The 12,774-nt window shown below is 58.2% G+C and carries 12 protein-coding genes; 8 read left to right on the top strand and 4 right to left on the bottom strand.

Annotated features, from left to right (window positions below):
* Nucleotides 1-6 precede the first annotated feature (6 nt).
* The 3 genes from P0D73_RS33550 to P0D73_RS33540 all read right to left on the bottom strand — a co-directional run bounded on the left by P0D73_RS33550 (nucleotide 7) and on the right by P0D73_RS33540 (nucleotide 3,498).
* Nucleotides 7-1,587, bottom strand: a complete 1,581-nt coding sequence (locus tag P0D73_RS33550) for a class I adenylate-forming enzyme family protein (RefSeq protein WP_408434788.1) — start codon at nucleotides 1,585-1,587, stop codon at nucleotides 7-9.
* A gap of 119 nt (nucleotides 1,588-1,706) precedes the next feature.
* On the bottom strand, nucleotides 1,707-2,501 hold the full coding sequence (locus P0D73_RS33545) for an SDR family NAD(P)-dependent oxidoreductase (protein ID WP_408434786.1): 795 nt from the start codon (nucleotides 2,499-2,501) through the stop codon (nucleotides 1,707-1,709).
* A 64-nt stretch (nucleotides 2,502-2,565) separates the two neighbouring features.
* Nucleotides 2,566-3,498, bottom strand: coding sequence for a LysR family transcriptional regulator (locus P0D73_RS33540; RefSeq protein WP_408434836.1), 933 nt, complete (start codon nucleotides 3,496-3,498; stop codon nucleotides 2,566-2,568).
* A 243-nt stretch (nucleotides 3,499-3,741) separates the two neighbouring features.
* On the opposite strand from P0D73_RS33540, the gene P0D73_RS33535 reads away from it, so the two are divergent.
* From P0D73_RS33535 to P0D73_RS33515, 5 genes are all read left to right on the top strand, one after another.
* The gene (locus P0D73_RS33535) at nucleotides 3,742-4,257 is read left to right on the top strand and encodes a flavin reductase family protein (protein ID WP_408434784.1); all 516 of its coding nucleotides are present in this window, start codon (nucleotides 3,742-3,744) and stop codon (nucleotides 4,255-4,257) included.
* A 159-nt stretch (nucleotides 4,258-4,416) separates the two neighbouring features.
* Nucleotides 4,417-5,541 (top strand): LLM class flavin-dependent oxidoreductase, encoded by a 1,125-nt coding sequence (locus P0D73_RS33530; protein WP_408434782.1) that lies wholly within the window; start codon nucleotides 4,417-4,419, stop codon nucleotides 5,539-5,541.
* 247 nt (nucleotides 5,542-5,788) lie between these two features.
* Entirely contained in the window at nucleotides 5,789-6,559 is a 771-nt protein-coding gene (locus P0D73_RS33525; protein WP_408434780.1) for an enoyl-CoA hydratase, read from the top strand.
* Nucleotides 6,560-6,594: 35 nt separating this feature from the next.
* Nucleotides 6,595-7,779 carry a beta-ketothiolase BktB gene (gene bktB, locus P0D73_RS33520; protein WP_408434778.1) on the top strand — a complete coding sequence of 395 codons (1,185 nt, stop codon included), beginning with the start codon at nucleotides 6,595-6,597 and terminating at the stop codon, nucleotides 7,777-7,779.
* Between the two features lie 48 nt (nucleotides 7,780-7,827).
* Nucleotides 7,828-8,682: a 3-hydroxybutyryl-CoA dehydrogenase gene (locus tag P0D73_RS33515; protein WP_408434834.1), complete on the top strand. Its 855-nt coding sequence runs from the start codon at nucleotides 7,828-7,830 to the stop codon at nucleotides 8,680-8,682.
* Between the two features lie 78 nt (nucleotides 8,683-8,760).
* Here the strand turns inward: P0D73_RS33515 and P0D73_RS33510 are convergent, their stop codons facing one another.
* Nucleotides 8,761-9,261 carry a 6,7-dimethyl-8-ribityllumazine synthase gene (locus tag P0D73_RS33510; protein WP_408434776.1) on the bottom strand — a complete coding sequence of 167 codons (501 nt, stop codon included), beginning with the start codon at nucleotides 9,259-9,261 and terminating at the stop codon, nucleotides 8,761-8,763.
* A 266-nt stretch (nucleotides 9,262-9,527) separates the two neighbouring features.
* Between P0D73_RS33510 and P0D73_RS33505 the strand changes: the two genes are divergently transcribed.
* The 3 genes from P0D73_RS33505 (at nucleotide 9,528) to P0D73_RS33495 (ending at nucleotide 12,684) form a co-directional block, all read left to right on the top strand.
* The gene (locus tag P0D73_RS33505) at nucleotides 9,528-10,688 is read left to right on the top strand and encodes an acyl-CoA dehydrogenase family protein (RefSeq protein ID WP_408434774.1); all 1,161 of its coding nucleotides are present in this window, start codon (nucleotides 9,528-9,530) and stop codon (nucleotides 10,686-10,688) included.
* A gap of 59 nt (nucleotides 10,689-10,747) precedes the next feature.
* Nucleotides 10,748-11,905 carry an acyl-CoA dehydrogenase family protein gene (locus P0D73_RS33500; RefSeq protein ID WP_408434772.1) on the top strand — a complete coding sequence of 386 codons (1,158 nt, stop codon included), beginning with the start codon at nucleotides 10,748-10,750 and terminating at the stop codon, nucleotides 11,903-11,905.
* Between the two features lie 119 nt (nucleotides 11,906-12,024).
* Complete coding sequence (locus P0D73_RS33495; protein ID WP_408434770.1) at nucleotides 12,025-12,684, top strand: TetR/AcrR family transcriptional regulator; 660 nt, start codon at nucleotides 12,025-12,027, stop codon at nucleotides 12,682-12,684.
* Nucleotides 12,685-12,774: the final 90 nt, after the last annotated feature.

Raw genomic sequence — 12,774 nt, 5'->3', positions numbered from 1 at the left:
TGGTGCTCAGGCAGGTACCTTCGCGGATGATGTCGATGAGGCAAGGCTGTCGCGGAGTTCGCGCTTGAGCACCTTGCCCATCGGGTTTTTCGGTAATGCGTCCAGCACGTGCCACTTGCGTGGGCGTGCGTAGTCGGCGAGCTGGTTGGCACAATGAGCAGCAAGCGCCTCGATATCAAGCGTGTGTCCTACCGCCGGCACGACGCAGGCGGCCACATCCTCGCCGAGCCCCTCATGAGGTACGGCAATGACCGCCGCCTCTGCGATGCCGGGGAAGCTGTACAGGACGCTCTCCACCGCAGCCGAAGAAATCTTGAGGCCACCGCGGTTAATGATGTCTTTCATCCGGTCGACAAAGTGAAGTACACCCTCGTCATCGAAGCGTCCGATGTCGCCCGTGTGAACCCAGCCGTCGACAAACGTCTCGCGCGTCGCGTCCGGATTACCGAAATAGCCCATGGCCATTGAGGGGCCACAGAACACGATTTCGCCGTGTTCCCCTTGCGACACGGGTAGTCCGTCGCTCTCGACGAGGCGCACCGAGCAGGTCGGCATTGCGAACCCAATCGCGCCTGCCTTGCGCGGCAGAAGGTGCGCGGGCAAATACGTCCCGGCAGGCCCTGTTTCGGTCATTCCCCATACATGAATCTGGTCTGCCCACGGCACGCGCGTTGAAATCTTCTCGATAACTTCCGGAGGCATCACTGAGCCGCCGTAGCCGAAACGTCGCACGCGGCGCAGGTCGTATGCGCCCTCGACATATTCGTCGATAAGGAAGTGAATAATGGAGGTGACGCCGTGGTAGACGGTCGTGCCTTCCGCCTCGATGAGACGAAGACGTTCGGCGTTGGACAGGGGCACCTGCTCAAGGACTACGCAGGCGCCGCTAACCCAGGAAGACATGCATGCCATGCTCATCACAGAACTGGTAAAGAACGGCCAGGCGCCCTGATACCTGTCGCCGAGCTCGAGCCCAACCGCGCTCCCCATTGCCTGACCGGCGTGCAACATACTGCGATGACTGTGCATGACGGCCTTGGCACGGGCGGTTGTTCCCGAGGTGAACAGAAGGCACGCGAGGTCCGTGTGATTGACCTCTACCGGGACGGTGTCAGGGAAGAACGTATGTTCCGGGTCGGGCCAGTGCTGCGGAGACTCTGGGGATGCGTCGAGCAACAGCAGGCTTGCTTCAGGATACAGTTCCGCAATCCGTGCAGCGGACTCTTCCATGCAAACGACCACGACCGGCTCGGTTAGCGTCAGCGCGTGCCGGAGTTCGTCGTCCGACGAGCGCGTGTTCAGCGGCACCACTACAGCACCGATTTCGAGGCAGCCAAGAGCGGTCAATACGCACTCACGGTTGGCGTAGTTGGTGAGGAACACGGCCACCCGCTCCCCGTGCCGTACACCGTGTCGGTAAAATGCACGGCCCATCATTTCCATCCGATGGACCAGCTGGCCGTAGCTCAAGCGGTCGCGATGGCCTTTCCACGAGTGGCCGGAGAATGCCGGGGACGATGCCGTGTGCGCAGCACGTCGACGCAGGAGCGCCGGGATGGTGAGTCCGTGAAGCTCGTTGTAGCTCATGAATTACCTGCAATTACGTTGTACGGATTATCTGGCCCCGAACGGTTGCGTCCGGTGCTGGCGATATCAACCGGTCGACTATCCCGCGTGAGGCAGTTCGGCCTATCTTCAGTTCAGCCTCAGGCAACGGTGTCGACGACGCCACCGTCCACGCGCAAGGCTGCACCCGTGGTCGCCGACGCCTGGGGCGACGAAAGGTAGATGACCAGGTTGGCGACTTCTTCCATGCTCGCTGCGCGTCGGATAAGGGAAGTGGGGCGATGAGCGACGACAAACGCCGCGGCTGTTTCTTCCATCGACAGGCCCGATTTCTCCTGCTCGTCCTTCAGGAGTGCCTGCAGACCATCGGACAGCGTCGGACCTGGTAACACGGCGTTGACGGTGACGCCCGTGCCGGCCATGCGTTTTGCGAGACCGCGCGAGACCGTCAGGTTTGCTGTTTTCGTCGTAGCGTAATGAAGCATGTCAACTGGAACGTTGAGCGCCGATTCTGATGAGATGAACACAACGCGACCCCAGCCGCGCTCTGCCATTCCCTGGAGATAGGCGCGTGCGGTTCGAACGCCTCCCATCACGTTGATTTCGTACATTCGAAGCCATACGTCGTCGGGTGTCTCGAAGAAGTCCTGCTGGCCATAGATGCCCGCATTATTGATAAGAATGTCGACTGCAGGCACTGCAGCCTTCAGCGCGGCCGCACCTTCTGCAGTGGCGACATTGGCGACGACGCCGCTGATTTTGGCGGTCGGCAATTCCGACTGCAGTTTCTCAATCGCGTGGTCGACTTCATCTTTCGTCAACCCGTTCAAGACCACCGATGCTCCGGCGTTAGCCAGCCCACGCGCAATGGCGAACCCGATTCCCTGGGCGGACCCGGTGACCAGCGCCGTCTTTGAGGTTAAGTCAATCTTCATAGATAGCAGTCCTATTTATCGAATTTTGATTATTCAAACGTTTAACCGGAGATATATTTTCTAGCTAGATGACCGAGTCGAGCAGGTGCGACGAGTGGGACGCTACGAGATGGTGGGCGGGTTCTTCCATCTGTTTGAAATATTGAACAGCAAAATCGACGAAAGTCTTCACCCGTACCGTAAGACGCTTTGAGCCATCCGTTAGCAGGTGAAAACGTTGGGCTGGCAGGTGGTAGTCCTCCAGTACGGGAACGAGTCGCCCAGCCTTAACGTCAGCGCCGACTTCCCAGGCCCCTTTCCACAACACACCCAGGCCTGCAACGGCCCATTGACGCAGGGCATATCCGTCGTTGGTCATCCTGTTGCCCTTGACCTGCACCGAGGTTGAAAAGCCGTCCTGCATGAACCGCCAGCGGTCGAGCGGGAAGTCATCGCGCAGCAGAATCAAACAGTTGTGATTTCTCAGCTCATCGAGCGTGCGGGGAGGACCGTGCCTATCGATGTAGTCAGGTGAGCAGCAAACGACTGGCCGGTCGTTGCCAAGCGGTCTGGCCACCATTGAGCTATCCGGAAGGTTTCCCCAGCGAAATGCAATGTCGAGACCGCGGTCGACGAAGTTCAGCACCTGGTCGCTGAAGTTGATGCGGAAAATAACCCCCGGATTTTCAGCAATAAAGGCGTCAATCAACGGAGAGAGGTATTGCCGGCCGAGGTCGATGGGGCAGGTGATTCCGATTGTGCCCTGAAGGTCGGCGTGACCACCTTTAATCGCGCGGTCAAGCGATTCGACGTCGTCGATAATGCCCACCGAATTCTCAAATAGGTATTGGCCTTCGGGCGTTGTGCTCAACCCGCGGGTGCTCCGCTTTAGCAGGGGCGCCCCGTATTGCTCCTCCATGGCCTTAAGCCGACCGCTCATGGCCGCAGGCGAAAGGCCTAGTTGCCGTCCTGCGGTTGAAAGTGACCCTGTCTGGACGACCAGACGGAAGAGTCGCATGTCCTGTATGCGGTCAGCCATGGTGCGTTTGTCTCAAGTGTCGTTCTAATTCTGGTCGCTGATGTCGTCGTGATGTCAGCCCAGTACGAGCCAGTATAGGCGGAAGTGCACTCGTAAAGAGCGCTTCAGCTTTTCGGAAAACGCGAAAAGTTATTTCGCTAAATGTGAAAACGGGTTTCGGTGATTCCAGTGCTAATGTTTAACGACACAAAGTCGTGACAGTGAAACACGAAGGAGACACAGATGCACGCATATGACGCGGCGACTGTTGCAACGCCCGAGCTCGCAGCAGGATTCAAATCCGCCATGAGCCGGGTCGCATCGTCCGTAATGCTCATTACCACCGTCGACAGCGACGATTACCCCCACGGTCTTGCGGCCACTGCATTTTCATCGGTCTCGATGGAACCAGCGTCTGCCCTGATTTGCGTGAATCGCTCTGCCAGCGCCTCCCCGATTATCAAGGAAACCGGACTTTTCTGCGTAAGCCTGCTTCAGACTGCGCACGAGCAGATTAGTACGATTTTTAGCCGCTCGGATATGCGTACTCGGCGATTCGTTGAAGGTGACTGGAAAACCGGCGTCAGAGGCATCCGCTACCTCGCTGACGCTCAGGCTGCGATTTTCTGCGAGGTCGCGCGCGAAATCGAACACGGCACCCACACCATCATCATCGGCAACGTCATCGACGTGGTATTGCCGCAGGTGAGCGAACCGCTGGTGTATGTGGGTGGCCGTTACCGTCGGCTCGACAGCTGAAAGCTAAGTAGTGTGGAGAGTAGTTCCTTGGAGAGTGGCAGTCGGTATTCACTCTGGTCAGCAGAGTCGACGTTCGCCCGCCACTAAAGTCTGAACCGCCGACGAGCCACGCTTGCGGCGCGCTAGCGGTTTATCAAGTTGAAAGATTCAGGAGATGATATGAAGCTTGGAATGTTCATGCAGCCGTTGCACCTCGCCGGCGCGCAGTATCACCAGATGTACGACATGGATGTAGCGTGCGCAATTCACGCCGACAAGGTTGGTTTCGATGAGCTGTGGGTGGGCGAACATACCTCGCAACGCACTGAGCCGATTACCAACGCCTTGCAGTTTCTGTCAGCTCTGATTCCGGTTACCGAGCGCATGAAATTGTGCACCGGCGTGTTGAATTTGCCTCACCACCATCCTGCACGAATTGCGGCCGATGCAGCCATGTTTGACCACATGTCGAAGGGCCGCTTCATCATGGGCATAGGCCCCGGCGGTCTCGCCTCGGACTTCGAGGTATTTGACAGCGACCACAAGGCAAGCGGTGCGATGCTGGCTTCCTGCTACGCAATGATTCGCGCAATCTGGAATACGGATGCACCGTATGACCTCGAGACAGCGCATCACAAGGTTAGCATCAAGAACACGGTGAACGAGGCTCTCGGCGTCGGGTTGATGCCGGTCCCGTATCAGAACCCGTTCCCCCGCGTAGCGACTTCCGCGATGAGCAACTTCTCCAGCACGGCAAGGCTTGCTGGTGCCAACGACTGGGACGTGATTTCGGCTAACTTCAACCTTCCGTCGACCGTGGCTACGCACTGGCAGTCCTACAGCGAAGGTGCTCAGGGCGCGGGTCTCAAGGCTGACCGACGCAACTGGCGAATCGCCCGCTCCGTCTTCGTCGCCGACTCCCAGGCAGAGGCCGACGAATACCTGGCCCGTGAATCCAACGCGCTGGCCAAATACTTCGATTTCATGGTCACCCACCTTAAGGCTATCGGCTACGCGAGCATCTTCAAGTCGCGCCCCGACATGTCGGACGACGAGGTGAACATCGAGCATTGCATCCGGGAAATGGTTATTGCCGGCGACGCAAACTCGGTTGTTGACCAACTGGTGGCATTCAGCGAGAAGACCGGCCCGTTCGGTACGCTCCTGACGACCTTCCATGAATGGGACGACGAGGCACTGTGGCGCCGTTCGATGGAGCTGACGGCGAAGCGGGTGATGCCAAAGCTGAGCGAATACATGGAGCCCCGACTAGCGGAGGCGCAGCAGGTCGAGTACGCCCAATAAGGAATTTTCGTCTGCTATCGCGGCGTCAACCGCGAAAGCAGAGGACATCCATCGGTGCTGTTGCGAATATAGCGAATTGCTGCGGTGCAATGCGTGAACTATGCGTCGCTACCCCTGAACGCTCAATCTCCCGCATTTCGCAATTGTGAAACCGGGGAGTCTCTTGTGCTGGTTTCGCCGTTCGCGTGCATTCCAAGGGCACGCGAGCGGCTTTTTTATTTGGTGAGGCTGGAGGCTCAAATCACAGATGCAAGACATCCTTGTAATTCGGGAAGCGGGCGTACTTACCATCGCGTTAAATCGCCCCGAAAAGATGAACTCGCTTACCGCTGCGATGTATGCTGCCATCGCCGGGACGTTGGAAAGCGCGTCCGGTGATGAGCAGGTTCGAGTAGTAGTTATTCAGGGCAGCCAGCGGGTATTTTCCGCTGGAAATGACATCGAAGAGTTCGGTTCCAACCCGCCCGTCGCACAGGATGCGCCAGTCTGGCGGTTCATTTGCGTGCTTAGCACTTTCCCCAAACCAATCGTCGCCGCCGTCAACGGCCTGGCCATCGGTATTGGGACCACCATGTTGTTGCATTGCGACCTCGTGTATGCGGCAGCCGACGCCCGTTTCAGCGTTCCGTTTGTGAATCTTGGAGTGTGTCCTGAAGCCGGTTCAAGTCTTCTCCTCCAGAAGATTTTCGGTTACAGAAGCGCCGCCGAAGCTCTGCTGCTCGGTGGACAGTTCAGCGCGGAAGAGGCCCTTAAGGGTGGACTGGTCACCCGCTTGTTGCCTCCTGACGACGTGCTGGCGTACGCACAGAAACAGGCAGCAAATCTGGCTGACAAGCCTGTCTTCGCGTTAATGGAGACAAAGCGGCTCCTGAAAAGTCACGACGTTGAATCTGTCAGCGCGCGAATCGAGGAGGAGACTCGCCTGCTTCAGAAGATGGTGACGCAGCCTGCAGCGCGTGAGGCCTTCGCCGCCTTTGGCGAGAAGCGCAGACCCGATTTCCGGAAGGTCGGCCAATAAGGCGCGAATCACTTTTAATACCCTAAGGAGTTGAAATGGAACGCGATGTAGTTGTCGTAAGCGGCGTACGTACCGCCATTGGAACGTTTGGCGGTAGCCTGAAGGACATCGCGCCGACAGAACTCGGCGCGCAGGTGGTGCGTGAAGCGCTGCGACGGGCTTCAGTTGGCGGCGATGAGGTCGAACACGTTGTCTTTGGCAATGTCGTTCATACCGAGCCGAAGGACATGTATCTGGCTCGTGTTGCAGCGGTGAACGGCGGAGTGACACAGGACGCACCTGCGCTCACGGTGAATCGCCTTTGCGGCTCTGGTCTGCAGGCGGTCATCTCGGCGGCACAAACAATCCTGCTGGGCGACGCTGACATTGCCGTCGCAGGCGGTGCGGAAAACATGAGCCGCGCGCCGTACGCAGTCCCGCAGGCGCGCTTCGGGGCGCGCATGGGCGATACACAACTGGTTGATATGCTGGTTGGGGCGCTGAGCGACCCGTTTCATCGATTCCATATGGGTGTCACCGCGGAGAACGTGGCACAGCAGTTCGGTGTGACCCGGGAGCAACAGGACGCGCTAGCTCTCGAATCCCATCGGCGCGCATCCAATGCCATCGAAAGGGGATATTTCAAGGAGCAGATTCTGCCCGTTAAAGTAAAAGGTAAAAAAGGTCCGACATTGTTCGAAGTTGACGAACACGTTCGCACAGCCCCCGCGTTCGAAGACTTCGCAAAGCTGAAGCCGGTTTTTACGAAAGAGAACGGCACGGTTACCGCCGGCAACGCTTCCGGAATCAATGATGCCGCAGCGGCGCTGGTACTGATGGAGCGAAAAGTGGCCGAGAGCCGTGGTTCAAAGCCGCTGGGCAGGCTGGTCGCCTATGCACACGCCGGCGTCGACCCGAAAATTATGGGAATCGGTCCCGTTCCGGCCAGTCGGGCCGCGCTCGCACGCTCAGGTCTCACCATCGATGACATTGACGTCATCGAGGCTAACGAGGCGTTTGCCGCCCAGGCCTGTGCTGTCGCACGTGAGCTTGGACTGGACCCGGGCAAGGTCAACCCGAATGGTTCGGGTATTTCGCTCGGTCACCCAATTGGCGCCACCGGCGCGCTGATTACCGTCAAGGCGCTCTATGAGTTGCAGCGTACGGGTGGCCGCTACGCGCTGGTCACGATGTGTATTGGCGGCGGTCAGGGTATTGCGGCCATCTTCGAACGGATTTAAGGGGGCACCGTGGGAATCCAGAATCAGGACACTATGCCGGTCGTCGGACTGGCAGTGACGTCGGTCGGTATCGTTGGCTCCGGCACGATGGGGCAGGGAGTCGCGCAGACCCTAAGCGTTTCAGGCTTGCAGGTTGTGCTCATCGACATCTCGACCGCAGCGCTGGAAAAGGGCGTTGGAAAGATTGACGCCGCGCTTGGTCGTCTGGTCGAAAAGGGGAAGTTGACTGGCGCAGACAAAGACGCGGCACTTGCGCGGGTAACGACGTCCACAGACTACTCAGTGCTCAAGGACGTTGACTTCGTGATAGAGGCCGCGACGGAAAACGTGGACGCCAAACTTCGCATCTTCGAGCAGATTGTGAAGGCGGTGTCGGCGGAGACCATCATCAGCTCCAATACGTCGTCAATTTCCATCACGCGGCTCGCTGCTCACATCGGGGTACCGTCGCGCGTAGTCGGCATGCACTTCTTCAACCCGGTGCCACTTATGCCGCTCGTCGAGGTTATCCGAGGGCTTCAAACGAGCGACGTTGCAGTGGAAACCGTGCGTCAGCTCGCCATCGCCGCGGGGAAGACACCCATCGTGGTCGCAAACTCTCCGGGCTTTGTCGTCAACCGCCTACTGGTGCCCATGATTAACGAAGCGTTTTTCCTGCTTGGAGAAAGGGTGGCTACGGCCGAGGAAATCGATGCGGGTATGAAGCTGGGCGCGAACCACCCGCTTGGGCCGCTCGCGCTTGCAGACATGATTGGTCTGGATGTCTGCCTGTCGGTGATGGAAGTTTTCCATGCCGATTTCGGGGACCCCAAGTACCGTCCGAGCCCGCTGCTGCGCGAGATGGTGACCGCCGGCCGCCTGGGCCGTAAGACTGGACAGGGAGTCTATTCGTACGCGGCTTAGAACCTGCTGCTCGTGGACGAACAAAGGCCCGCTGCATCGAGCGACGGGCCTTGGATTTCCGGTCGGTCTTGCTGAGGCTCAAGCCGTTGCGAGCGACGCAACCTTGCTGACTGTCTGGACGCAGGCTTTCGCGACCTTTACCCCTTTGACCACGAAATGGTCACGGAAGAACGTCACATGTTCTTCGGACGAGTGAAAGTTGTGCGGTGTAAGCACGGCAGAAAAGACCGGCGTACCGGTCTCGAGTTGAACCTGCATGAGTCCGTTGATGACTGCGGTCGAGACGAAGTCATGACGATAGATTCCGCCGTTGACGATGAGACCCGCGGCCACGATACCGGCGTATTTGCCACTTTGAGCCAGCATCTTCACATGCAACGGGAGTTCGAAGACGCCCGGCACCTCGTAGAAGTCGATGTCGTCTCGCGCGTAGTTTTGCGACTGCATGGTTTCGAGAAAGGCAGTCTTGCACTGGTCAACGATATCCTGATGCCAGCAAGCCTGGATAAACGCAATGCGGCTGCGCGGGCCTTCATCTGCCTTGTTGGACAGCGCGTATTGGGTATCAAAAGCGTTCATTGCGTAGGACCTTGGATAGAGCGAATACGCACGATGCTACCGCCGCGAACGGCTCTGCGGCCTACAAATCACGTGAAGTCACTTTTCACATTATCTGAAAAATGCCAGCACCGTCTGGCGCTGTGCCGCCCGCACCGTGCGGATGGGATAAAAAAGACGTTTGAGTTTTGCGAGTGAATGATTAGTTGTTCATAAAATGACTGTTGACTCATTATTCGCACGGACATATCTTTCTCACATCCGCAGAACTGCAACCAGGAGAAAGTGTGGACTTCACTGAATCAGACGAGATGCAACAACTTCGCGACACGCTGCGCCGCTTTGTCGAAAAAGAGATGCCCCGGGAAGCTGCGGCAAAGTGGGACCGGGAAAACGTGTTCCCGCGAGACGTCTTTGCCAAGCTCGCATCGCTGGGAGTACTGGGTCTGACCGTCCCGGAAGAATACGGTGGAGCGGGTCGCGACATTGTCGCGACGATGATGGTCATTGAAGAGTTGTCGCGTCGCAGCCTTGCCGTCTCGGTGCCGTACATCATGGCGGCCTGCTATGCCGGCATGAATCTGGTCGAGTGTGGCTCAGAGGAACAGAAGCGGGAACTGTTGCCGAAAGTCGTCGACGGCAGTCTGCTCTTTGCGTATGGCTGGACGGAACCCGACATCGGCGCTGACCTCGCAAGCGTGAAGACCCGGGCAGAGCGGGTGGCTGACAAGGTCGTCATCAACGGAGCAAAGCGTTTCTGCTCCGGCGCGTCAGTATGCGATTACATCTTCACGCTGGTCCGCAGCGGGCCGGAGGGTGAGCGGCATCGCAATCTGTCCATGATGCTGATTCCCCCGAACACGCCGGGCGTAACCATCACCGAAATCGACAGCCTCGGTATGAAAGGCGTGGGTACAACGGATGTCATCTTTGACAACGTCGAAGTGCCAGCGTGGAACATTGTTGGCGGTGACGCAGGATGGCATCAGGGGTGGTCGATGCTGGTTGGCTCCGGGCTCGATGTCGAGAAGCTGGAGGTCGCGGCAGTTGCCACCGGCGTTGCGACCGCGGCATTCGAAGACGCATGGGCATATGCGCACGAGCGGCGGCAGTTCGGCAAGTTGATTGGCGACTATCAGTCCATCAATCACAAGCTCGCGGACATGAAGACCAGCCTGCACGCTGCGCGGCTGATGCTCTATCACGCTTCGTCGATGGCAAACCGGCATGAACGGTGCGCGGTGGAGACCTCCATGACCAAACTATTTGCCGCAGAAGCCGCGAAGGATATTGCGCTTGAGTGCCAGACGATTATGGGCGCCTACGGCTACGTGAAGGAGTTTGGTGCGGAGCGCTATGTCCGTGATGCACTGTTGATTCCGATTATGGGTGGCTCATCGGCGATTCAGAGAAACAACATCTACAAGTGGACCAACGCGGGGCTCTAGTCGAGATGCTTCGGGTCGCTTTTCGGGTAGTGGTTTGAACAGTCAAGGATAACTTCATCGTGGATTTCACAGAGTCGGACGATATTCGTCAATTGCGCGACACCCTCCGTCGATTCGTCGACAAGGAGATGCCTCGGGACCTGGTAGCGAAGTGGGATAAGGAAAACCGGTTTCCCCGCGAGGTCTTCGAGAAGCTAGCTGGACTCGGTGTACTCGGGCTGACAGTACCCGAGGAGTTCGGCGGTCTCGGTCGCAACATCATCGGCACGATGGTGGTCATTGAGGAACTCGCGCGAAGAAGCCTTGCCGTTGCCCTCCCGTATATCAACGCTGCCTGCTACGCGGGGATGAATATCGTCGAGTGCGGGAGCCAGCAGCAGAAAGAGGAGATTCTGCCGCGGGTGGTCGACGGTTCAATGATTTTCGCCTACGGATGGACTGAGCCGGATGTCGGTTCCGACCTCGCCAGCATGAGGACGAGGGCCGAGCGCCGCGGAGACACCATTGTCGTCAACGGGGCCAAGCGCTTCTGTTCCGGGGCAGGCGTGAGTGACTACATCTACGCGCTCGTGCGGACCGGACCAGAGGAAGAGCGCTACCGGAATCTGACGCTTCTCCTGATTCCACCGACACAGGCCGGCGTGACCATTGAACCCATCAACGGCCTTGGGCTGAAGGGGTTCCCGACGACCGACGTGACGTTCGAAGATGTCGAGTTGCCACTGTCGAGCATCGTCGGGGGCGAGGAAAAGTGGAACGGTGCCTGGCCCATGGTGGTCGGTTCCGGTCTTGATGTCGAGAAGCTCGAAGTCGCGGCGATGGCAATCGGTATCGGTCAGGCTGCGCTGGATGATGCCTGGACGTATGCGGGCGAGCGGCAGCAGTTCGGCAAGGCGATTGGGAGCTATCAGTCTGTCCAGCACAAGCTGGCGGAAATGAAGACCCGCCTTCACGCGGCCCGCCTGATGCTTTATCACGCGGCGAGCCTCGCAGACCGGCATTTGCCGTGCACCGGCGAGACTTCGATGGCCAAGCTCTTTGCCACAGAAGCCGGCAAGGCGATTTCTCTCGAGTGTCAGACCATCTTCGGCGCGTATGGGTACGTCAAGGATTTCGACGTCGAGCGATACGTTCGCGACTCGCTTGCCCTGCCAATCATCGGCGGCTCGTCGGCTATCCAGCGTAACAACATCTACAAATGGATGAAGCGGCAATGAAGCAAGTGGCGAGGCACCGGTGATATCGTGTTTTCTGGAACCTGGGATGAGTATGACCAGAACCGTAAATCGCTGGGCGTCATCTCGCCCTTTGGCAGATGGCAGATAGCGGACACGACATGAACGAGGCAGCCAGTATGACTTCTGAAGTGACAGACAAGGACGTTTCTCGCCCGGCGGGCAAGGCAAGACGCTCTACCCGAGAGATGCGGGCCGAGGAACTGAGAAGCAGGATATTTGCGTCGGCATCGACGGTTGTCGGGCGGCATGGGTATGCGGAAGCCTCCATCGGCCGGATTACCGAGGAGGCAGGCATTGCGCAGGGCACCTTCTATCTGTATTTCGAATCGCGCCAGGCGCTCTTTGATGTGCTGCTCCCTCATGTGGGTGTCGACATGCTCGCGTACATCAGCAAGAAGGTGCACGGGGCTGAGTCCTTTCTGGAGGTCGAAGAGCGGGGCTTCAGAGCCTTTTTCTCCTACCTGCGGACAAATCCCGGTTTCGTGCGCGTGCTGAACGAAGCCGAGGTTGCAGCGCCAATCGCCCATGCCACGCATATGAAGTTGCTCACCGAGCACTATGTTCATTCTCTTGAGCGAAGCGTGGCCAACGGTGAAATCAAGCGGTTTGACGGTCGGGAGCTCGAGGCGCTGGCCTACATATTCCAGTCGGCCCGAAGTTATCTGTACATGAGATATGTCAAGGGCCATGAGAAGTCGAAGCTGCCTGAGTGGGTAGTGGACACCTACATGAAGCTCGTACGGGATGGCCTGAAGTGAGGCTGCTCGTAGGCAGCGGACTCTGGGTCAGGCTCGCCTCTGTTCTATCTCGTAACGCCGTTCGACCGTAGTTGCTGTTATTTTTTCTTT

This window comes from Paraburkholderia sp. RL18-101-BIB-B, from assembly GCF_046026985.1.
Taxonomy (GTDB): Bacteria; Pseudomonadota; Gammaproteobacteria; order Burkholderiales; family Burkholderiaceae; genus Paraburkholderia.
The sequence above is the reverse complement of the archived record's forward strand: the minus strand, read 5'-3'. Positions and strand labels throughout refer to the sequence as shown.